General features: G+C 66.2%; 23 protein-coding genes. 9 read left to right on the forward strand and 14 right to left on the reverse strand.

The features are described from left to right. Window positions 1-178: 178 nt before the first annotated feature. Window positions 179-904: a DUF1906 domain-containing protein gene (locus AU197_RS21065; protein ID WP_064405129.1), complete on the reverse strand. Its 726-nt coding sequence runs from the start codon at window positions 902-904 to the stop codon at window positions 179-181. Between the two features lie 164 nt (window positions 905-1,068). Between AU197_RS21065 and AU197_RS21070 the strand changes: the two genes are divergently transcribed. Then, the gene (locus tag AU197_RS21070) at window positions 1,069-2,277 is read left to right on the forward strand and encodes an ABC transporter substrate-binding protein (protein WP_064405558.1); all 1,209 of its coding nucleotides are present in this window, start codon (window positions 1,069-1,071) and stop codon (window positions 2,275-2,277) included. Here AU197_RS21070 and AU197_RS21075 read toward each other — a convergent pair. After that, complete coding sequence (locus AU197_RS21075) at window positions 2,267-3,031, reverse strand: MerR family transcriptional regulator (RefSeq protein WP_064405559.1); 765 nt, start codon at window positions 3,029-3,031, stop codon at window positions 2,267-2,269. The two genes, AU197_RS21070 and AU197_RS21075, sit on opposite strands and share 11 nt — an antisense overlap. A 320-nt stretch (window positions 3,032-3,351) precedes the next feature. On the opposite strand from AU197_RS21075, the gene AU197_RS21080 reads away from it, so the two are divergent. After that, window positions 3,352-4,626, forward strand: coding sequence for an MFS transporter (locus AU197_RS21080; protein WP_064405130.1), 1,275 nt, complete (start codon window positions 3,352-3,354; stop codon window positions 4,624-4,626). 13 nt (window positions 4,627-4,639) lie between these two features. On the opposite strand, the gene AU197_RS21085 is transcribed toward AU197_RS21080, so the two are convergent. Further along, window positions 4,640-5,059 carry a ChaB family protein gene (locus tag AU197_RS21085; protein WP_064405133.1) on the reverse strand — a complete coding sequence of 140 codons (420 nt, stop codon included), beginning with the start codon at window positions 5,057-5,059 and terminating at the stop codon, window positions 4,640-4,642. 57 nt (window positions 5,060-5,116) lie between these two features. Between AU197_RS21085 and AU197_RS21090 the strand changes: the two genes are divergently transcribed. After that, the gene (locus AU197_RS21090; protein WP_502687897.1) at window positions 5,117-5,851 is read left to right on the forward strand and encodes an IspD/TarI family cytidylyltransferase; all 735 of its coding nucleotides are present in this window, start codon (window positions 5,117-5,119) and stop codon (window positions 5,849-5,851) included. Here the strand turns inward: AU197_RS21090 and AU197_RS21095 are convergent. The 6 genes from AU197_RS21095 to AU197_RS21120 all read right to left on the reverse strand — a co-directional run bounded on the left by AU197_RS21095 (window position 5,826) and on the right by AU197_RS21120 (window position 12,763). Beyond that, on the reverse strand, window positions 5,826-6,527 hold the full coding sequence (locus AU197_RS21095) for an IspD/TarI family cytidylyltransferase (protein ID WP_064405135.1): 702 nt from the start codon (window positions 6,525-6,527) through the stop codon (window positions 5,826-5,828). The genes AU197_RS21090 and AU197_RS21095 overlap by 26 nt on opposite strands. 10 nt (window positions 6,528-6,537) lie before the next feature. Beyond that, window positions 6,538-7,167 (reverse strand): Rv1363c family protein, encoded by a 630-nt coding sequence (locus tag AU197_RS21100; protein ID WP_082696788.1) that lies wholly within the window; start codon window positions 7,165-7,167, stop codon window positions 6,538-6,540. Next, window positions 7,164-8,102 carry an Rv1363c family protein gene (locus AU197_RS21105; RefSeq protein WP_064405137.1) on the reverse strand — a complete coding sequence of 313 codons (939 nt, stop codon included), beginning with the start codon at window positions 8,100-8,102 and terminating at the stop codon, window positions 7,164-7,166. Before AU197_RS21105 ends, AU197_RS21100 begins: the two co-directional genes overlap by 4 nt. Window positions 8,103-8,240: 138 nt before the next feature. Beyond that, entirely contained in the window at window positions 8,241-9,707 is a 1,467-nt protein-coding gene (locus AU197_RS21110; protein ID WP_082696789.1) for a FadD3 family acyl-CoA ligase, read from the reverse strand. Continuing rightward, window positions 9,704-10,894 carry an amidohydrolase family protein gene (locus tag AU197_RS21115; protein ID WP_064405140.1) on the reverse strand — a complete coding sequence of 397 codons (1,191 nt, stop codon included), beginning with the start codon at window positions 10,892-10,894 and terminating at the stop codon, window positions 9,704-9,706. Before AU197_RS21115 ends, AU197_RS21110 begins: the two co-directional genes overlap by 4 nt. A gap of 261 nt (window positions 10,895-11,155) precedes the next feature. Continuing rightward, on the reverse strand, window positions 11,156-12,763 hold the full coding sequence (locus AU197_RS21120; RefSeq protein ID WP_064405143.1) for an AMP-binding protein: 1,608 nt from the start codon (window positions 12,761-12,763) through the stop codon (window positions 11,156-11,158). A 90-nt stretch (window positions 12,764-12,853) separates the two neighbouring features. Here AU197_RS21120 and AU197_RS21125 point away from each other — a divergent pair, with 90 nt between their 5' ends. After that, window positions 12,854-13,570: an enoyl-CoA hydratase/isomerase family protein gene (locus tag AU197_RS21125; protein ID WP_064405146.1), complete on the forward strand. Its 717-nt coding sequence runs from the start codon at window positions 12,854-12,856 to the stop codon at window positions 13,568-13,570. Between the two features lie 94 nt (window positions 13,571-13,664). On the opposite strand, the gene AU197_RS21130 is transcribed toward AU197_RS21125, so the two are convergent. From AU197_RS21130 to AU197_RS21135, 3 genes are read right to left on the reverse strand one after another with little or no spacing between them, the layout of a single operon-like run. After that, window positions 13,665-14,195: a VOC family protein gene (locus AU197_RS21130; protein ID WP_064405148.1), complete on the reverse strand. Its 531-nt coding sequence runs from the start codon at window positions 14,193-14,195 to the stop codon at window positions 13,665-13,667. Continuing rightward, window positions 14,195-14,338, reverse strand: a complete 144-nt coding sequence (locus AU197_RS26345; protein ID WP_156434512.1) for a hypothetical protein — start codon at window positions 14,336-14,338, stop codon at window positions 14,195-14,197. Before AU197_RS26345 ends, AU197_RS21130 begins: the two co-directional genes overlap by 1 nt. Continuing rightward, window positions 14,335-14,754, reverse strand: coding sequence for a nuclear transport factor 2 family protein (locus tag AU197_RS21135; RefSeq protein WP_064405150.1), 420 nt, complete (start codon window positions 14,752-14,754; stop codon window positions 14,335-14,337). The genes AU197_RS26345 and AU197_RS21135 overlap by 4 nt, the downstream gene beginning before the upstream one ends. Window positions 14,755-14,838: 84 nt before the next feature. Between AU197_RS21135 and AU197_RS21140 the strand changes: the two genes are divergently transcribed. Genes AU197_RS21140 through AU197_RS21150 form a run of 3 tightly spaced genes read left to right on the forward strand, consistent with a single transcriptional unit; the run spans window position 14,839 to window position 16,924 of the window. Then, complete coding sequence (locus AU197_RS21140) at window positions 14,839-15,261, forward strand: Zn-ribbon domain-containing OB-fold protein (RefSeq protein ID WP_064405151.1); 423 nt, start codon at window positions 14,839-14,841, stop codon at window positions 15,259-15,261. Between the two features lie 18 nt (window positions 15,262-15,279). Next, window positions 15,280-16,425, forward strand: coding sequence for a thiolase family protein (locus AU197_RS21145; RefSeq protein WP_064405153.1), 1,146 nt, complete (start codon window positions 15,280-15,282; stop codon window positions 16,423-16,425). Between the two features lie 52 nt (window positions 16,426-16,477). Further along, a complete protein-coding gene (locus AU197_RS21150) occupies window positions 16,478-16,924 on the forward strand; it encodes an Rv2576c family protein (RefSeq protein ID WP_064405156.1) in 447 nt (148 codons plus the stop codon). On the opposite strand, the gene AU197_RS21155 is transcribed toward AU197_RS21150, so the two are convergent. After that, the gene (locus AU197_RS21155) at window positions 16,882-17,544 is read right to left on the reverse strand and encodes a TetR/AcrR family transcriptional regulator (RefSeq protein ID WP_064405158.1); all 663 of its coding nucleotides are present in this window, start codon (window positions 17,542-17,544) and stop codon (window positions 16,882-16,884) included. The genes AU197_RS21150 and AU197_RS21155 overlap by 43 nt on opposite strands. 182 nt (window positions 17,545-17,726) lie before the next feature. Here AU197_RS21155 and AU197_RS21160 point away from each other — a divergent pair, with 182 nt between their 5' ends. Then, window positions 17,727-19,007, forward strand: coding sequence for a cytochrome P450 (locus AU197_RS21160; protein ID WP_064405160.1), 1,281 nt, complete (start codon window positions 17,727-17,729; stop codon window positions 19,005-19,007). Window positions 19,008-19,095: 88 nt separating this feature from the next. Here the strand turns inward: AU197_RS21160 and AU197_RS21165 are convergent, their stop codons facing one another. Then, on the reverse strand, window positions 19,096-19,503 hold the full coding sequence (locus AU197_RS21165; RefSeq protein WP_064405162.1) for a hypothetical protein: 408 nt from the start codon (window positions 19,501-19,503) through the stop codon (window positions 19,096-19,098). A 78-nt stretch (window positions 19,504-19,581) separates the two neighbouring features. Here AU197_RS21165 and AU197_RS21170 point away from each other — a divergent pair, with 78 nt between their 5' ends. Beyond that, window positions 19,582-20,121, forward strand: a complete 540-nt coding sequence (locus AU197_RS21170) for an Rv2253/PknI dimerization domain-containing protein (protein WP_064397006.1) — start codon at window positions 19,582-19,584, stop codon at window positions 20,119-20,121. Window positions 20,122-20,123 lie beyond the last annotated feature (2 nt).

Here is a 20,123-nt window from a genome sequence, read left to right on the forward strand (position 1 = left end):
GTAGGCAGAAGTGCCCTGATCAAGGCAGTTTTGTTACCAAATCGTTATAAAGAAATTTTCGACGCGCCTCACCAGCGGCAGCGTCGAGCTCAGACGAGACAGTCGGGTGCGATTTGTCTTCTCGGCGCCCCCGGCCACCGAGAAAAGTTTGCTGAACGTACTTACTGATCGGTAAGGTTTAGTCCCACTGCCCAAATTGCGGCTTGAGGATGTGGTTGATGTCCACCCCGACGCCTGCGATCGACCGGCTGTCGATCTCGACCTGATGAAGATGGGCGGCCGCGTGTGCGACCTTCCCCGGCGATCCCCAGTTGTGCTGCCAGAAGTACGTCCCGATGCCGTCCTGCAGCGCCCACTCGATCGTCTTCGAGTTCGCGTAGACGCCGACGCGTTGCTTGCCAAGCACCGCTTCCCAGCCCCGCAGATACGGCGCCACCTGCTGTTTGTACTGCTCGTAGGTCGGATTGTCATCGATCGAGGCATAGATCGGGGCACCCTGGGGCCCGCCGGCGGCGACGTGCAGCTCCCATCCGCGCTTCGCGTGGGCGACGCCCGCGTTCTGGCCGCCGAGCCAGTCGGCGGTGTCCTTCTTGCCGTACTGATAGCAGGACGCGATCTTGAGACCGGCTTGGTACAGGTCGCGCGCCTCGGCCAATTGGATCGGCTTGCCGAGCATCCAGGCCCCTCCGGGTCGCCGGTCGGAGACGTAACGTATCGCCCCCATGGCGCCCGCCGCTCGAATGTCGCTGGCCTTGAGCACACCTGCGGCGTAGTCGAGGAGAATGCCGAGCGGCGCCGCCGACGCGGGACCGGCGGGCACGCCGGTGCCGACGACGAGCGCGGCCGGCGCGGCAACCGCGCCTTTGAGGACGGTCCGCCGCGAAACCGGCCGTGATCCTGACACGTGCCACAGGATACGACAGCTGTCACAGCATTCACTCCGATGTCACCAGCAACAGCTGCATCAATTTTCGGTGTTGCGGCGCGGCGTTGCCGAGCTAAGCCGAAACGCGAAATCATCGGGTGGCACGGTTCGACGATCCGCCGATCGACCGAGGAGTGAAACCCATGGCGCGCAGGCCGGCCACCGCCGCGCGAACCGGTTTGACGCTCATCTGCTGTGCCGTTCTGGTCCTCGCGCTGACTTCTGGATGTTCGCGTGCGGAGCGGTCCCCCGGCGGCCAGGAGCCACCGAACATGGAACCGCTCAGCTCGGTCGGCGAGGGCGAGGGTCGACTCAACCTGATCGCCTGGGCCGGCTATGCCGAGGACGGCTCCAACGACGCGCAAGCCGACTGGGTGACGCCGTTCGAGCGCCAGACCGGATGCCAGACCGAGGTGACGCTCGGCGACACGTCCGACGAAATGGTCGAGTTGATGCGCAGCGGGCGGTACGACGGGGTGTCGGCTTCCGGGGACGCGACCCTTCGCCTCATCTACGCGGGCGATGTGGCCCCCGTCAACACCGCACTGGTTCCCCACTACGAATCGATCTCCGGGTTCCTCAAGGACCAGCCGTGGAATTCGGTCGACGGCCAGATGTACGGCATCCCGCACGGGTGGGGCGCCAATCTGCTGATGTACAACATCGCGGTCGTGCGGGACGCGCCGAACTCCTGGGCGGCCGTCTTCGACGATGCCGACAAGTACCGCGGCAAGGTCACCGCGTACGACTCGCCCATCTACATCGCCGACGCGGCGCTCTACCTGTCGAAGAAGCGACCGGAGTTGGGCATCGACGATCCGTATTCACTCGACGACCGGCAGCTCGACGCCGCAGTGCAACTGCTCGAAAAACAACGCGAGAACATCGGCGTGTACTGGTCGGACTACCTCAAAGAGGTGGAGGCCTTCGAGTCCGGCGCGTCGGTCATCGGCACCACCTGGCAGGTGATCGCCAACACGATCGGTGCGCGCAACAGGGTTCCGGTCAACACGGTGCTGCCCGTCGAGGGGTCCACGGGTTGGTCGGACACCTGGATGATCTCGTCGAAGGCGGCGCACCCGAACTGCATGTACAAGTGGTTGAACTGGATCTCCTCACCGGAGGTCAACGCCGAGGCCGCCGAGTTCTTCGGCGAGGCGCCGGCCAATGCGCAAGCGTGCGACCACACCACCGAGCGCGACTTCTGCGACCTCTACCACGCCACCGACGCGAGATTCGCCGCCAAGATCCATTACTGGACCACACCGCAGCGCAAGTGCGTCGACGGCCGCGGGGACGACTGCACCGACTATGACGAGTGGGTCGAAAAATGGCGGCAGATCACCGGGTGAGCGGCCCGCGCTGCCGCGGTGTGAGCATGCGGCCCCCGCTGTATTTCGGGTCGGCGGCGGACATGTGGCGCTGCAGCGCCTCGTCCACCCGTGAGGACACGACGCTGGTCCACAGGTCGCCGAACTCGCGCACCGTCCGCGCGAGCTCATCGCCGCCCTCCGGCGTCGGCGCGTGATCCGCGCCCAGGCGTGCCGCGACGAAGTCGTCGAGGGCGGCGACGAACTGAACCGCCAAAGCGTCGACCGCTGGGCCGGTGGCCTCGGCGATGTGCAGCAGCGCGCGAACGGACACGAGCGGATCCGCCGACTGCGCCACCGCGTCTCTGACCGCGGTGTCGGACACCACCACAACGCCGTCGACCATCTGCGCCAAGCCGTACTCGACCAGCCGCCGCGCCTCCTCGCTGTCGGCGCCGATCCCGAGCCCGTCCTCGTCCGCCGCTGCGGCCTCGGACGTTCCCCGGACGTCCGCTTCCGATTGCGGCTCCAACACGGTCCGCTGGATTCCGAGGATGTCGGCAAGGTCTGCGCCCTCACGCAGGCTGGCGAAGAACTCGGCGATATGGGTGGAGTTGAAGCCGCGGCGATGCAGCTGTTTGATGGTGCGCAACTGCGACAAGTGGTAGTCGTCGTAGAACGCCGACCGGCCGACGCGCCGCGGCGGGTCCAGCAATCCCCGCTCGCGATACGCACGAATGTTGCGGGCGCTGACACCGGAGATTCGCGCCAGCTCGTCGAGGCGGTACTCAGCCAACGTCGCGAACCCCGGCCGCAGCACGTGCCGGTGCGGCCACGCGACGGTTCATGCGATCACTTTAACGGCTCACAGGTTTGCGAGCGAATTATGGTCGCGGCGACTGCAGCCCGCCGACCGGCCGGTTGCACCGCCTCTATCAGGGCTGATAATCAACGCGCCCGAAAAAATGTGCACGCAAGGCGCGCTGCCAGCCAACTATATTCAGTGACGCGGTCGCACGGTGAGGGAATTCACCGCCACGGGATTGGCGTTGTCGCACGGCGGTGCGGAACCATGGAAAAGTCAGACTTATTGATCGCCGGCGAGGAAGGTTCGGTGTGCGTCCCTGGATCGTCTGGGCCACCGGCCTGTTGGCGTACATCGTCGCGGTTCTCGACCGCACCACGTTGGGCGTGTCCGGCCTCGATGCGGCCGAGCGGTTCCACGCCAGCCCGAGCGTGCTTTCGACGTTCGTCGTGCTGCAGGTCATCGTCTACGCCGCGGCACAGGTGCCTGCCGGGGTTCTGCTGGACCGCTTCGGTTCCAAGACGCTGATCCTGGTGGGTGCCGCGCTGATGTCGGGCGGCCAACTCACGCTCGCGTTCACCGAATCGCTGCCCACCGCCATCGGGGCGCGCGCGGTGGTGGGCCTCGGCGACGCCTTCACGTTCATCTCGGTCCTGCGGCTCGTCCCGCACTGGTTCACCCCCCGCCAGGTTCCGCTGGTGACACAGCTGACCGGCATCTGCGGCCAGCTGGGCCAGGTGTTGTCGGCGGTTCCGTTCTTCGCGGTCCTGAACGCATGGGGCTGGACCACGGCCTACGTGTCGGTGGCCGCGGTCGGTGTCATGTCGATGGCTCTCACCGCGGCGCTGGTGAAGAACACCCCGCACGGCAACGCGATCGACATCGACACCGTGTCCGTGCGGGAGACGCTGGCCAGCGTCAAGACCGTCTGGTTGCGACCCGGTACCCGACTCGGGTTCTTCACCCACATGGGCACCCAGTTCTCGGTGACCGTGTTCGCGCTGATGTGGGGAGTTCCCTATCTGACCAATGCGCAAGGCCTGTCGGCCGGTGTGGCCGGGCTGCTGTTGACGGTCTCTGTCGTAGCCGCGATCTCGGCGGGGGTGCTGATCGGCATCTTCACCGGGCGCCGGCCACACCGGCGCTCGCGCCTGGTCCTGGCCATCATCGCCAGCAACGCGGTGATGTGGACGGTGGTGCTGGCGTTACCCGACAGGGCGCCGCTGTGGCTGCTCGTGGTGCTGATCGTCGTGATCTCGGTGGGCGGACCCGGCTCGATGGTCGGCTTCGACTTCGCCCGCACCTTCAACCCCAGCGCCACGCTCGGAACCGCTTCCGGCCTGGTCAACATGGGTGGCTTCATCGCGTCCCTGCTGGTGATGCAGGCGATGGGCGCGATCCTCGACGCGACGGGCGGTTTCTCCCACGACGCGTTCCGGGTGGCCTGGACCGTGCAGTACGCGATCTGGGCGTTCGCAGTCGTCGGCATCCTCATCACCGGGGGCAAAGCCCGCCGGGTGATGAGGATCGAGCAGGAGCGGATGCTGCTGGAGGGGCTGGATACTCGCAGCGGCGGCGGCGACTGACTGGAGCGATCCGTCAGCGGCCGCGGGCGGTTTCGCGGCGGTTGGCCTTCTTGATCGCCGAGACCAGCTCATCCTTGGTCATGGATGACCGACCCGAAATGTCCAGGCGCCGGGCGAGTTCCATGAGGTGCTTCTTGGAGGCGTTGGCGTCCACGCCCTCGGCGGTGTCGCCCTTGGCGTTCGGGCCGCCGCTGCGCGCGCGCTCATCGGAGGGGCCCTTCTCGGACTTCGCCTCCCAGTGGTCGCCGACCTTCTCGTAGCTGTGCTTGAGCGCGCTGTAGGCGACACGGTGCGCGCGTTCGCCTTCGCCGTACTCTTCGGCAGCGGCGTCATGGGCCTTGGCGAAGGTCCGCTGGGCCTTGGCGTCCGACTTCTGCAGTGTGCTGGGCAGTTCACTCTTGCGGGCGCTGCCGCTCTTGGATGTCTTCGGCATGCGAAACGGCGTACCCGGGCCATGAGGCGCCGAAACGATCGGTGCCAAGATACACAGGTGACTGTGCGGGAGCCCGAAGCGCCGCCGTCCGCCGTGGCCGTCGTGCTCGCGGCGGGCTTGGGCACCAGGGTCGGCGCCGATGGCAACAAGGCCTATCTCCCCGTCGCGGGTCGACCGATGGCCGCGTGGTCGCTCGAAACGCTGACGAAGGTGCCGGAAGTCGATCGCATCGTGCTGGTGCACCGCAAGGGTGAGCTCGCGCTGGCACGGGCCATGGTTGCACGCGAATTGCCCACCACCGATGTGGAACTCGTCGAGGGGGGCGACACCCGGCATCATTCCGAGCTCAACGTCCTCCGCCATCTACAGACCGACATCGAGTCCGCACGCATCGACGTCGTGCTCATCCACGACGCGGCGCGACCGATGGCCGGCCCCGAGATGTTCACCCGCGCACTCGCGGTCGCCCGCGAATCCGGCGGTGCGATACCGGCGTTGCCGCTCCCGGACGCGGTGACCACCACACTGCGGCGGCCGGCCGGCGGAGCCGCGCTGGTCCGGGTTCAGACACCGCAGGCGTTCCGGGCCGCACCCCTGCTCGCCGCGTACCGCAACTCGGAACGCCACCGGTTCGAGGGCACGGACACGTCGTCGTGCGTCGAGGCGTTCACCGACATTGCGGTGCAGACGTTTCCGGGCGAGCCGCACAACATCAAGGTCACCTACGCCCGCGACATCGCGACCGCCGAACATCTGTTGGCGACACTCAGCGTGCGTCGCGGCTCGCGATGACGGCCTCCAGCAGCAGACCGTCGTGTGGGAGGTCGACCGTGACGGCCTCGGCATCACCGTCGACCGTGTCAACCGGCACGGGCGATCGGATCGCCTCGGCGACCTCGTCGAACTCCCCGCCCGACCCGGCGAGCAGCCCGCCGAGGTGGTCGGCGGCGAAACCTCGGGGATATTGCACGGTCTGAAGCGTCGAGCGATCCAGTGAGGCGGTGACGACACCGCGCTCGTCGATCGCCTTCACGCTGTCGGTGACCGGCAGCACCGGCAGCACGACGGAAGCTCCCTGCATCAGGCGCTCGACGACCCGATCCCGCAAATTCGGAGGCGTCAGGGGCTGGCGGACATCGTAGACGAGCACGAGTGACGCCGAAACCGGCTCGGCCGCAACCTTTTTCAGTGCCGCAGTCAAGCAGTGGGCCCGGGTGGCGGCACCGGCGACCACCACGAGGCCGACGGCACCCGATCCGTCACGGTCGAGCACGGCGCGTGCGTCGTCGGCGAGATGTTCGGCGACCGCCACCACGACGGCGGCAGGATCGGCGACCGCTTGCAGGCAGTCGCGCACGACGCGCGACAGGGGCGACCGCCCCGCCACCGGTTCGAGCGACGGTGCCGCGTTGTCGACGGCCAGCACCGTCACGACCGCCGCGAAGGATTGGCCCGGGAGCGCCGTCACGGCGGCGACGCTACACGGGGTCGAACTTGTTGATCAGCCAGCGCCCATCGGATTTGGTCAGGCCGACCTTGACCGCGCTCGCCGCGAAGGCCCCGTCAGGGTTCTCCTTGCTGACCGTGGTCTGGTTGACGAACACCAGCACCACCGCGGTGTCAGGATGCATTTCGGCGACGCCGGCTTCCACGACGGCAGCGCTGGTTTTGACCTGCTTCTCTTTGACCGCCGGGGTCACGATCTGCTCGGTGAACTGCGTGTAGTAGTTCAGGAAGTCACCCGTCAGCTGCGACTTGGCGTTCGTGAAGTCCTGCTCCATCGAGTCCGGGGCGTACGACAACAGTGCCACCGTGCCCGACTTCGCCGCTTCCAGTGCGACACGCTGGGCGTCTGCGTCGACCTGCTGGTCGGCTCGAAACTGGAAGAAGTAGAGCCATGCGGCGACACCCGCCGAAATCACCAGCAGAAGCGTCAGCAGAATCGCACCCAGATGCCTGCGCACGCCATTCAGCGGCTTCGGCCGGCTCGTCTCGGCGGCTTGCGTCTCTTCGGCCGCCGTCGACTCCGGTTCGACGGCTGTCGATTCCGGTTCGTCGGAGACCGCGGTCTTCACGTCGGTGTCGTCGGGTTTGGCTTCGGCGCTCACGGTACGAACTCGACTTTCGACATCTTGATCTGGTCACCCTCGCGGACCAGATCCACCTTCAGGCGCCATGAGCGAGGCTCCTGGTTGGCACCCGCGGTGTTGGTGACCCTCGAGGTGGCCGACACCAGCGCGGTGGCGTTGGTGTCCGTCATCGACGTCAGCGCGGCGGTGTTGACGGTGACCTCGGTGACCACCTTGGAATCCTTGGCGACCTGGGTGAAGTCCTCGGCCTGGGCCTCGAAGTCGTCCCTGAACTGACCCGTCGAGTTGTCGATGATCCGCTGCACGTCCTCCTGGGCCCGGTTGAAGTCCAACGACATCAGGGTCACGACACTCTGCCGCGCGGCGGCGGTGAATTCGGCGGTGCGCTGCTGCTCCTGCTGCACCAGCCGGTGCTGCCACACCATGAATCCGCTCGCGGCGCCGAACGCCAGGATCAGGATGACGGCCACCACCGCGGCGACGATCTTCCACCTGAATCGCGGCATGCGCAGACGGCGGGATCGCTTCGGCGCCTCCGTCTCGTCGGACTCGGCCGAGTCCGTGGCCACGTCGGTCTCGGCCGCGTCGTCAGCGGTCTCGGTCGCCGCGGCGTCCGCCTCCGAGCGAACCTCGTCGTCGGGCACGGTGTCGGTGGTCGTCGCCTCGGACGCCCGCCCCGCGGCCGGTTCGGCGACCTCGTCCGCCTCCGAACCTGGCGCCTCCCGGGTCTTGGAGTCCTCGGTCTGGGCGGCCTGCCTGCGCAACCGGATGGCCTTGGCGCGAGCGCGGGCGGCGGCCGCGATGGCCTCGGCCTCTGCCGCTTCGGCCTCCGCCTCCTCGGCGAGGCGCAGCGCCTCCTCCGAGTCCGCCGACCGCTGCTCAGGGTCGTCCTGCGGCGGTTTTTCGACGCGGTCCGCGTCGATCACCGACTCGCGGCGCCGGAATGACGGCACAGCGCCCTCCTTGTCTGCTTCACACTTGTGAGAATGCCATTATCGATTTTTGAGTATCGCCGCGACGATACCTGCGTGGGCACCGCCCGGCAAACAGCGTCTTCCTGCGGAAATGCTATTTACGCGCTGCGCACACGCTCAGCGGCGATTGTCCAGAAGGCGGTCCTTCATCACCTTGCCGGTGGCGTTCAACGGCATGCTGTCGAGGAACTCTACAGAGCGTGGCACCTTGAAACCCGCCATTCGTTCCCGGCTCCACGAAATGAGGTCCTCACCCGTGACGTCGTCGTGACCCGCCCCGAGCACGACGAACGCCTTGCCCACCTGGCCCAGCCTGTCGTCGGGAACGCCGATGACCGCGGCCTGAGCCACCGCGGGATGTTCGAGCAGGAATCCCTCGATCTCGGCCGGATAGGCGTTGAATCCGCCGACGATGAACATGTCCTTCTTCCGCCCGACGATTCGCAGCCGGCCCGACTCGGTGAACTCGCCGAGGTCACCGGTGTGCAGAAAGCCGTCGGAGTCGATCGCCTCGGCCGTCGCAGCGGGGTCGTCGAGATAGCCCTGCATCACGTTGTAGCCGCGCACCAACACCTCGCCGTCGTCGGCGATGCGGACCTCGACGTCCTCGCACGGCAGGCCCGCGGTCATCGCGACGTCCTCGGGGGTGTCGTCCGGGCGCGACAATGTCACATTGCCGGCCTCGGTGAGCCCGTAGCCGGTCATGAGGCTTTGAAACGGCAACTCGTCGCGGATCCGGCGGATCAGCTCCACCGGGATGTCGGCGGCGCCGGTCACGCCCGCCCGCAGGGATGCGAGCCGGTCCTTGTCGGCCACGGTCAGCAACGAGTGATACAGCGTGGGCGGGCCGGGCAGCATCGTGATGCGCTCGCGCTCGACGAGATCGACCACCCGGTCGACGTCGAAGGCGGCCACCGGCAGCATGGTGGCGCCCCGTAAGAACGAGGCGACGAGTCCGGCCTTGAGCCCGAACGTGTGGAAGTACGGGTTGATCATCAGATAGCGATCGCCCTCGCGGAGGTCGGCGAGCGTCGCCCACTCCTCGTACGCGCGCAGCGTCTGGAGATGGTTCATCATCGCGCCCTTGGGCCTGCCCGTGGTGCCCGAGGTGAAGATGACATCCGCGATGTCGGTACCCGCGAGGTCGCCGACGCGGTCGTCGAACGGCGCGCCGGCGGACAGGAACCCCGAACCGAAGTCGATCACCGGCACTTCCGTGCTCACCGAATAGTCCAGGCCGAGAAAGTCCTTCTGCACCAGCACGGCCTTGGCGCCGCTGCGGCCGATGACGTCCGCCGCCTCCTCCGGCTTGAACCGGGTGTTGACCGGGACGAGCACACCACCGGCGACCAGTAGGCCGAACGCCGCAACGATCCAGTCGGCGGAGTTCGGCGCCCAGATCGCAAGTCGATCACCTTTGGCGATACCGAGATCAGCGAAAGCGCCTGCCGCGCAGCGTATCCGCTCGATCAACTCGGCGAAGGACAAGCGCAGCGAACCGTCGACGACCGCTTCCGCGTCGCCGAAACGGTCCGCTGCGCTCAAGACCATCTCGGGGATGGTCTCCCAGGGGCTTGACGTCACACGGTGACGAGGCGACCCAGGTTGCCGCCCATGATCTTCGCCTGATCCTCAACCGAAAGGTGTTCGAGCGCGGTGACGTAGTGCGTCGGTTCGGCCAGGCCCTCCGGGTGCGGCCAGTCCGATCCGTACAGCACCTGGTCGACACCGATCAGGTTGATCAGGTCGTCGATGCCCTCCTCGTAGAACGGGCTGACGAAGATGCGGTTCTTGATCTCCTCGATCGGATTGCCCAAGAACGCCTCGGGGGCCTTCTTGTACACCTCGGCCATCGAGTCCAGCAGCGGGAACATCCACTTCGAACCGGCCTCGACGATGCCGACCTTGAGCTTCGGGTGCCGGAACAGCGCACCGTGGATCACCCACGAGGCCACCGCGTCCTGGATGGGGCGCCACTCGTTGAGGATCGACATCGCGTTGGTCTGGAACGGCAGCATCTCCTGGGCTGCGCCGTCCCATTCGGAGGTGTAGCGGGAGTAGCCGCTGTCCGAGGAGTGCATACCGACGAAGATGTCGTGGTGGACCACCCGCTCCCAGAACGGGTCGAACTCCGGCAGCGCGAACGAGCGGGGACCGCGGAAGCCGGGCACCGGCGCCGGGCGGATGAGGATGGCGCGGGCTCCGCGGGCGACCGCCCACTCCAGTTCCTCGATCGCCTTCTCGACAATGGGCAGCGTGATCACCGGCGTGGTGAAGATGCGGTTCTGGTAGTTGAAGCCCCACACCTCGTCCAGCCACTGGTTCAGCGAGTGGATGATGACGTGGATGGCGACCGGATCGTCGCGCAGCCGCTCCTCGATGAGGCTGGCCAGCGTCGGAAACATCAGCGAGCGGTCGACGCCCAGCTCGTCCATCAGCTCCAGCCGCGGGGCGGGCTCGAAGAACGCCGGGATCGAACGCATCGGCTCTCCGAACAGCTCGCGCTTGCTCTTGCCGTCCGGGTTGCCGAACTTGAAGTACTCCTCCCAGGCGCCCGGCTTGGCCACCACGGAGAACGTCGGGTTCGGGATGTAGTTGCTGATCTGGCCCTTGATGGCGATCTTGGTGCGCCCGTTGACCTCGACGTACTGGACGATGTCCTTGTACTCCTTAGGCAGGTACTTCGTCATCGCCTCGGGCGGCTCGTAGAGATGGTTGTCCGCATCGAACAGCGGAAACGGGATGTCGACCCGGTGTGAAAGTTGTCCCATGGAACACTCCTTTTCTTCTCGGGAGAATCCTATTCTCATTGGTGTCCGGTTCGCAATGCGCTGACGATCCGATCGCGGCCCGAATTCGTTCGCGACAGTCCCAAATTCCTTCGCGAGAGTTACACCAGGGCTGTCGATCGGCCCCAATCACGACCCCGTTGTACGCCTCGCGAGAGTTACACCAGGGCTGTCGATCGACCCCAATCACGACCCCGTTGTACGCCTCGCGAGAGTTACACCAGGGCTGTCGATCGGCCCGGATCACGACCCTGTTGTACGCCTCGCGAGGGTCGCGGCGCTGCTGGCTCGCACCTGCTCCCGCAGGACAAACTTCTGGACCTTTCCGCTCGCGGTGCGCGGATAGTCCTGCCCCTCGGGCACCTCGTGCAGTTCCTCGGGCCACTTCTGGACCGCGACACCCGCGTGCTTGAAGTGGGTGCGCACCTCCTCGAGCGACGGCATGCTGCTGCCCGCCCGAATGCGAAGCACCGCTGCGGTCCGCTCACCGAGCCGGTTGTCGGGCGCGGCGACCACCGCGGCTTCGGCCACACCGGGCATACCGAGCAGCACCTCCTCGACCTCGAGGGCGGAGATGTTCTCTCCCCCACGGATGATCACGTCGGCCTTGCGGTCGGTGATGGTCAGGTAGCCGTCCTCGTCGAGCACCCCGACGTCGCCGGTGTGATACCAACCGTCGTCGTCGAATGCCCGCGCGGTCATCTCGTCGTCGGTGTAACCCAGGCACAGATCCGGTCCGCGCGAGAGGATTTCACCGTCCTCGGTGAGCTTGATCTCCACACCGGGACGCGGGTCGCCGTCGGTGTAGAGCCGTTTCTCTTCCGGCGCGCTCGGCCGCGAACCGGTGATGGACGGGTGTTCGGTGCTGCCGTAGGAACGGAAAACGAAGAACCCCAAGTCGGCGAGCCGGCGGGTCACCGCCGCGGGAACGGTTGACCCGCCGAGGCCGACGGTGGTGAACCGGGAACGGTGCGCATCGGTGCAGTCGGGATGGTCGAGCAGGCTGGTGACGAAGTACGGCGGTCCCCCGCCGATCGACAAGTCTTGCGTCTCCATGAGTTTGAGCACCTTGCCCGGATCCCATACGTCGCACAGATCGATCGGGGCGCCCTCGAGCACCGGGATGAGGAACGCGCCGAGCATTCCGATGAAGTGGCCGATCGGCGTCGCCGTGAGTTGTCGTCCTCGGTCCTTGGGATAGTTCTCCAACAGTTGGCGGGTTTCGAAACCCAGCGTCTGATGGCTGTGCACAACGCCTTTGGGCTTGCTCGTGGTACCCGAGGTGAACGCGATCAGCGCCGGGCCCGCCGGATCGGTGGCCAGCGTGCCCGTCATCGGATCGACGTCGAGTAGGTCATCGAAGCTGTAGACATGCTCCTCGCGCAGGCGCTCGTCGGCTCCCACCAGCGCCACGATCGGGACGTCGGACGCCAGGTCGGGCTGAAATTGCATCCGGCCGAATTTGCGTGTGGTGATGAAGACCTTCGGCCGCGCGGTGGACAGAATGTGGGCGAGTTCCTTGCGACCGTAGAAATGCACGATCGGCACCACGACCGCGCCCAGGAACGTGGAGGCCCAGAACGCGACCGCCGCCTCCATCCAGTTGGGCAACTGCAGTGCGACCACGTCCCCGGGCCCGACCCCGCGCTTGTGCAGGCCGGCCGCGAGACGACGTGCCCGCAACTCCACATCGGCGAACGTGCCGGCAAACGGGCGCACTTCGGAGTGCACCCAGAAGCCGGTGTCCGGATTGGCGGCCAGATGACGGGCCAACAGCTCACCGAGCGTGTCCCGGGTCCACCAGCCTTCCTTCTCGTAGCGTTTGGTCAGCTCGACCGGGATGTTGCGCATGGACTCCCCACACTCAGGCGGCTGCTCCGACTCGAGGCGATGCTATTCTCTCAAACCGAGAATGCCAATATCGCAAATGGAGAACGATCGATGGTAGACCTCGAGTTGGAGGACGGCTTGGCGGTCGTCACCATCGACCGTCCGCAAGCGCGCAACGCAATCGCGCCCGAGACCATGGAGCAACTCGACGCCGCGCTCGACGCGGCGGAGGGTGCGACGGCGCTCGTGGTCAAGGGCGCCGGCGACCGGGCGTTCGTGTCCGGCGGCGACCTCAAACAACTGGCCGCGCTGCGCACCGAGGCCGATGCCGCCGCGATGGCGAGGCAAATGCGTGCGGTGTGCGACCGCATCGTCGCGTTTCCCGGCGTGACCATTGCGGTCCTCAACGGGCATGCGCTCGGCGGCGGGGCGGAGTTCGCGACCGCCGCCGACATTCGGCTCGCCGCCTACGACATCAAGATCGGCTTCAACCAGGTAGCGCTCGAGATCATGCCGGCCTGGGGTGGCGCGGAGCGGCTCGTCGAGATCGTCGGCTACAGCAAGGCGCTCCTGCTGGCCGGCACCGGCACCATCCTGTCGGCCGACGAGGCCGAGCGCATCGGACTGATCGACCGGGTGTTGGCGCGCGAGTCGTTCGACGACGACTGGCGCGCGATCGCCCGTAAACTCGCGCACCGGCCCGCCGGCGAGATCAAGCGGGTGATGAAGGGCGCCTCGACCGACGAGGCCGTCGATGCGTTCGCGCGGCTGTGGGTGTCCGACGAGCACTGGGCCGCCGCGGACAAGGCGATGAACCGCAACAAGTAAGCCGGCGCCCCACCTCACCCAGGCCGCGAGCGCCCGCGTTTGCACGCGACACGCCGTGGTTTGTCGGTACTAAGGGGACGCTCGCGCGCCGCGATCACCCGCCCAGTACGCGTATCGGGTCGCTGCCGTCCCAGTTCGCGGCGGCGTCGCGGACGAAAGCCGCCATACCGCTGGTGATCTCGGTGAGTTCCATGATCTCGATGATCTGTGCGATATGTCCGGGACCAGCGGGTGGTTCGACATAGGCGAAGCGGGTGCCGACGTCCTCACCGCCCGACCAGACGACTGGCCATCCCGCGTCGGTCACGCCGCGCATGGTGGCATCGAAATCGTCTGCCCAATAGGCGAACTGGTGAAATCCCTCGCCGTGGGCGTCGAGAAACTCGGTGAAGACGCTCGGAGCCTCGCTCTGCTGCTGGATGAGCTCGAGCTGCATATCGCCGCTGTTGCTCAGCGCCAGCGACTGGGTGATCTCGCACGGCTCACCGCGGTAGCGGGCGGTCAGTGTCAGATCCCGCATGACGAACCAGGGCCCGACACCGAGCTCGAGCCAACCCGCGATCGCCCGGTCGATATCGGCGACGACATAACCGATCTGGCGGATCGGGCCGGGAAGAATCCTCATCACACCTCCGGATGAACCACAACGCCCGGGGGACCCGCCCCTCTGCGCGAAGCCAATTGGTCGGCCATCTCGGCGCCGATGCCCTCCGACGCCCCCGCGATCACGGCCCGCGGCCCGTACCAAGCGGCGGACTCGGTGCTCACGGTGCGACGCCGGCAGCGCTCATCACCCGCGCGATGTTGGTGGTGCGCTTGGCGATTCGCCAACCGTCCGCGGTCCTGACGAGCTCGTCGTCATAGTGGCCGAGTGCGTCGATCCAGCTTCCGTTGTCGTCCGGTACGGCCTGCAGCACCGCACGCACGTAGGACCGCGCCGTCGCCCGGTCGGCGTTCACGTCGACGACGATGTTGGAGATGCGGTGGTAGGTCTGCCCCATGCCGCCGTGGATCTGCTCCATCAGCGTGGTGAAGGCGTCGGGGTCGGTGAAGGTCCCCAGGTCGCCGTAGTCGATGTCGACTTCATCGGCCCAGCACGTGCGGAACAGCTTCCAGTCTTTGAAGTCGATCCCCGTCGCGTAGCGAATCAAGATCTCGGCGATCTGCGCTTTGTCGGCGTCCACATCGGGGAGGCTAGCAGCGAGTTGATCGCTTGACGACCCCGGTTCTCTCTAGACGAGAACGTCATTTCCAGTTATCGTCGGCGCGTGCCGACACAGCAAGTGGCCCTCGCGCCCGAAATCTCGACCTGGCCCGATGACAATCCGCAGCTGATCGGAAGCCGATGCGGCGCGTGCGGCGCCACCGCTTTCCCGGTCCAGCAGCGCTGCCCCAGGTGCAGTGCCGGTGAGATGTCCGAGCTCAAGCTGCCCCGCCGCGGCACCCTGGTCGCGTGGACGACGCAGGGCTTCCCGCCCGGCGCCCCGTACAAGGGTCCGTCCGGGAACGACTTCGTACCCTTCGGTGTCGGGCTGGTCCAGCTCGAGGACGTCATCCGCGTTGAGGGCCGCCTCACCGAGAACGACCCAGCCAAGCTCGAGTTCGGCATGGAGGTCGAGCTGACGATGGTGCCGTTCACCACCGACGACGACGGCAACGAGGTCGTCACCTTCGCCTTCAAGCCCGTCTAGACACACAGGAGCATCGCAATGACCAACGACGTGGCGATCATCGGCGTCGGGCTGCACCCGTTCGGCCGGTTCCCCAAGACCGCGATGGAGATGGGCGCCGAGGCCATCCAGTCCGCGCTCACCGACGCCGGCCTGGAATGGAAGGACATCCAGTTCGGGTTCGGCGGAAGCTACGAGGTGTCCAATCCCGACGCGGTGACGCGCCTCGTCGGCCTGACGGGCATTACCTTCACCAACGTCTTCAACGCGTGCGCCACCGCCGCGAGCGCCATCCAGCAGACCGCCGACACCATTCGGCTGGGCAAGTACGACATCGGTATCGCGATCGGCCTGGACAAGCACCCGCGCGGCGCGTTCACCGACGATCCGGCGAAACTCGCGCTGCCGCAGTGGTATGCCGAGAACGGTCAGTTCGTGACCACCAAGTTCTTCGGGATGAAGGCCAACCACTACATCCACAAGCACGGCATCTCGCAGGCCACCCTGGCCAAGGTGGCGGCCAAGAACTTCCGCAACGGCGCGTTGAACCCGAACGCGTTCCGACGCAAGCCGATCCCCGAGGAGGAGATCCTCAACTCGACGGTGCTGAACTATCCGCTGACGCAATACATGTTCTGTGCGCCCGACGAGGGCGCCGCCGCGGTGATCATGTGCCGCGGCGACATCGCGCACCGCTTCACGAAGAAGCCGGTCTACGTGCGCGCCACCGAGATTCGCACCCGACGCTTCGGCGCCTACGAGGTTCACGCGACGTCGGCGCCGCTCGACGAGGATGCCTCCCCGACCGTTTATGCCGCCAAGGCGGCGTATGAGTCGGCGGGCCTGGGACCGGAGGACGTCGACGTCGCACAGCTTCAGGACACCGACGCCGGCGCCGAGGTCATCCACATGGCGGAGACCGGACTGTGCGCCGACGGTGAGCAGGAGAAGCTGCTCGCCGACGGCGCTACCGAGATCCACGGGTCGATGCCGATCAACACCGACGGCGGGCTCATCGCCAACGGGGAACCGATCGGGGCCTCGGGGCTGCGGCAGGTGCACGAACTGGTCCGGCAGTTGCGCGGCGAGGCCGGCGACCGTCAGGTCCCCGGCGAGCCCCAAGTGGGCCTGGCGCAGGTGTACGGCGCACCGGGCACCGCATCGGCGACGATCCTGTCGGTCTGATGCGGTTGGCGATTCGCGACCTGGGTCGCGCTCATCGTTTTAAGATCCGGAAATGATCTTCGGTCGCTCGGCCCGTACCTCGCTGTCGGCCCTCGCTTCGGCAATCGTGGTGACCGCCGGTGGCGTGTTGTCGGTGGGTGCGCCGGCGGTCGCGCAGGGTCCACCGCCGCCGGTGCTGCACAACGTCAAGTACTCGGTGTTCTCCGAGCAACCGTTCTTCGTCGACATCTACTACCGCGACGTCGATCCGCCGAACTGGGCCGCCTACAGCCACAACCCGTACCAGTTCAGCCCGAAGGTCGAGGCGCAGATCGGCCCGGACCAGCAGTGGAACCTCGACGTACAGCTGGCCAACCCCGATGAATGGGCGATGGTCACGGCGACCAGCGGACCTGGCGACGCGAAACCGAATATCCACTGCGTGCTCGCGGTCGACGGAGTGGTCGTGAAGACGCATCAAGGCCCGAAGGGCGCGCTCTGCTCCATTCGGAGCTGGTGACTGCCGCTGGGACTGCTCGGATCGAGTGGATCGCCCTCCAGCCGGCGAATCCAGTTCTCACAGAACGCGAATGTCTCGGCATGCCCGGTGGTCATGCCGAGCGCCCGCTCGACCACCAATGCCTGGGACACGGCGGTTGCGAATACGGTCCACACCACCGGTGGAACCTCTTGCGCAGCAGCGCCGTAGCGCGCGAGCACGGCGGTGATGGCCTTGTTCTGCTCTTCGCGGAACCGTTCGGCGTAGTAGATGATCTCGGCCCGCAGCGCCTTGCGGTGATTGGCCAGGCCCATGAATTCCATCGTGAGCCGCGTGGCCTCCGGCTGCGTGCTGAACCGCCATAACGCCCACAGCGGCTGGGGCGACGCGAGCGCGTGCGTCAGCGCCTCGAGGCCCGCCTCGGCCATCCGACGGAAGACGGCGAGGAACAGGTCCTCCATGGTGCGGAAGTAGTAATGCACGAGCTGCGGCTTGAGCCCCGCCTTGTCGGCGACGCGTCGCGATGTGACCGCGGCGTAACCCTCCTCGAGCAACAGCTGCTCGGCGGCGTCCAGCAGCACGCCGCGGTTTTTCGCGTCGGGCGCGCCAATACGCCGCGTTGGCCCAGACACGCCAGTCATCCGATCACTTCTCTTCCCGCCCTTCCGACACGCCGATCGTAGTGGCGTCCCGCCGTTCGATCTTGACCACGACCTTAACCCCATGCTAAGCAAGTGCTCAGCATATTCAGCCAGATTCAAGAGCGGCAGCGTCCGCTCACCATCACGCGGGCCAGCGTCGACCCCTGGAGGGCTTCCACACCATGACCACAGATTTCGATTCGGTTGACTACTTCACCGATCCCTCCCTCGTCCCCGACCCGCACCCGTACTACGACCACATCCGCTCGAAGGATCCCGTCTGTTGTCCGATCAACAACGGCGTGCTGGCCGTCACGGGTTGGGAAGCCGCCAATACCGTGTACAAGGACAGCGAGAATTTCTCGTCCTGTGTCGCGGTCATGGGTCCGTTCACACCGATGCCGTTCACGCCCGAGGGTGACGACATCTGCGAACAACTCGAGAAGCACCGCACCGAGATTCCGATGTTCGAGCACATGGTCACGATGGACCCGCCGCAGCACACGGATGCGCGTTCGATTCTGGCCCGTTTGCTGACTCCCAAGCGCCTCAAAGAGAACGAGGACTTCATGTGGCGGCTGGCGGACCGCCACATCGACGAGTTCATCGCCGACGGCAAATGCGAGTTCCTCGCCGCGTACGCAAAGCCGTTCTCGCTGTTGGTCGTTGCCGACCTGCTCGGTGTCCCCGAAGAAGACCACGAGGCCTTTCGTGAGTCGTTCGGCGCCCAGCGCCCCGGAGCGAACATCGGCGCCCTCGATCACGAGGTGATTGCCACCAATCCTCTTGAGTGGGCGGATGAGAAGTTCTCGCGCTACATCGAGGAACGCCGTGAGAACCCGCGCGACGACGTGCTCACCTCAATTGCCACCGCAAAGTATCCGGACGGCTCCACACCCGAGGTCATCGATGTGGTGCGTACGGCGACCTTCCTGTTCGCCGCCGGCCAGGAGACCACCGCGAAGTTGCTCGGCGCCGCGATGCGGGTGCTGTCCGACCGGCCCGACATTCAGCAGCAGTTGCGCGACGACCGCAGCCTGATCCCGGTGTTCATCGAGGAGTGCCTGCGGATGGACAGCCCGGTCAAGAGCGTGTTCCGGATGGCCCGTAAGACTACGGCTCTCGGCGAAATCCCGGTGCCCGCGGGCACCACGGTGATGGTCAGCCCAGGAGCGGCCAACCGCGATCCCAAGCGGTTCGACGATCCACACGAGTTCCAGTTGGACCGCAAGAACGTTCGCGAGCACATCGCGTTCAGCCGCGGTATCCATTCCTGCCCTGGCGCACCGCTGGCCCGCGTGGAGGGCCGCGTCTCGATCGAACGGCTCCTCGACCGGTTGGGCGACGTCACGGTCGACGAGGAGAAGCACGGACCGATCGACGCCCGCCGTTACGTGTACGAGCCGACGTTCATCCTGCGCGGGCTCACCGAGATCAACATCGAGTTCAAGCCGATCGGCTGAGCGTTACCACGGTCGCCGAAACTGCGGAGATCACATAATTCGCCGCAGTTTCGGCGATCTGCGCGCAGGCTCCACGGGGAAACGGCCCCTACAGATCGCCACGTTCCCAATACGAGCGGCCGTCCTTGGCTACGCAGGTGAGGAACAGTCCATCTGGCGCTTGAGCCACCTCGCCCACGTGCAGCGGGCACAGGTCGAATTCGTTCTTCACGCCGTGCATTTCGGGTGACCGGAACCAGCGCGGCTCGTACCGCCGCGGCGAACCGCAGAACACCAATCGGCCCCATTCTGTGACGCCGAAGGCATAGTAGGTCGTGTTGTTGCAGTACGACCCGAGGATGACGCCCGGCCTGATGCCTGGCGTGCAGTTGGGGTGATTGCACTCGGCGCCCGGCGGGGGTAGCGGTGGCAGCGGCGGCTGAGCGGCGGCCGGCGGGGCCGCTGTGAGCGCCGCGAACGACAGCAGGGCAGCTAACACTGCGACGGGGGACCGCATTCAGTCATTCTCACATATCGGCGGAACGAAATTCTCCCTATTAGAGAGCAGAGCTGCTATGCGCGATAGGCTTTCCGCATGCGTAGTGCTGATTGGGCCGCGGGTGTGGCGGCGATCGCTTTCGCGGCGAGCGTGGGGACCGCAACACCGGCACATGCCGATGATTTTGGTGTCGCGTTGAATGGCACCTACCTGGTGATGTCGGACGGCGAATGGGCGAAGAAGAGTATCGGCCCGCATGGCGCCGGTGGCGCTGACGTCTTCCGCGACGATGTGACCGTGGTCCAAACCTGGACTGTCAGCACAGATTGCGTGAGTCCGATCGAATGCACCGGAACGGTGAGCAGCGACCGCGGCTGGACCGCCCCCATTCGGCTCGACGACTTCTGGTACGTCGATCGCGACATTCCGAATTGGATGCCCTGCCCCAATGGGACATTCGCCCCGGGGCACCAGAAGTTCATGTTGTGGGGGTTCGATCCCGCGCGGAACGAACGCCTCACGAAGAACACCACCTTTCTGGCCGGCCGCGACATGACAAAGACGGCAAGCGGCGCTTGTGGCAGGAATCAGACCACCTCCGTTGAGATGCCGGTGAAGATGCAGAAGCTGTCCTGACC

Source organism: Mycobacterium sp. IS-1590 (genome assembly GCF_001500025.1).
In the GTDB taxonomy this organism is placed as follows: domain Bacteria; phylum Actinomycetota; class Actinomycetes; order Mycobacteriales; family Mycobacteriaceae; genus Mycobacterium.

Excerpts from the sequence above, each read along its gene's own strand:
- AU197_RS21070 (WP_064405558.1), top strand. The coding sequence starts at position 1,069 with ATGGCGCGCAGGCCGGCCACCGCCGCGCGAACCGGTTTGACGCTCATC.
- AU197_RS21085 (WP_064405133.1), bottom strand. The coding sequence starts at position 5,059 with ATGCCGAAGACATCCAAGAGCGGCAGCGCCCGCAAGAGTGAACTGCCC.
- AU197_RS21115 (WP_064405140.1), bottom strand. The coding sequence starts at position 10,894 with ATGGGACAACTTTCACACCGGGTCGACATCCCGTTTCCGCTGTTCGAT.
- AU197_RS21120 (WP_064405143.1), bottom strand. The coding sequence starts at position 12,763 with ATGCGCAACATCCCGGTCGAGCTGACCAAACGCTACGAGAAGGAAGGC.
- AU197_RS21125 (WP_064405146.1), top strand. The coding sequence starts at position 12,854 with ATGGTAGACCTCGAGTTGGAGGACGGCTTGGCGGTCGTCACCATCGAC.
- AU197_RS21130 (WP_064405148.1), bottom strand. The coding sequence starts at position 14,195 with ATGAGGATTCTTCCCGGCCCGATCCGCCAGATCGGTTATGTCGTCGCC.
- AU197_RS21145 (WP_064405153.1), top strand. The coding sequence starts at position 15,280 with ATGACCAACGACGTGGCGATCATCGGCGTCGGGCTGCACCCGTTCGGC.
- AU197_RS21150 (WP_064405156.1), top strand. The coding sequence starts at position 16,478 with ATGATCTTCGGTCGCTCGGCCCGTACCTCGCTGTCGGCCCTCGCTTCG.
- AU197_RS21155 (WP_064405158.1), bottom strand. The coding sequence starts at position 17,544 with ATGACTGGCGTGTCTGGGCCAACGCGGCGTATTGGCGCGCCCGACGCG.
- AU197_RS21160 (WP_064405160.1), top strand. The coding sequence starts at position 17,727 with ATGACCACAGATTTCGATTCGGTTGACTACTTCACCGATCCCTCCCTC.
- AU197_RS21165 (WP_064405162.1), bottom strand. The coding sequence starts at position 19,503 with ATGCGGTCCCCCGTCGCAGTGTTAGCTGCCCTGCTGTCGTTCGCGGCG.
- AU197_RS21170 (WP_064397006.1), top strand. The coding sequence starts at position 19,582 with ATGCGTAGTGCTGATTGGGCCGCGGGTGTGGCGGCGATCGCTTTCGCG.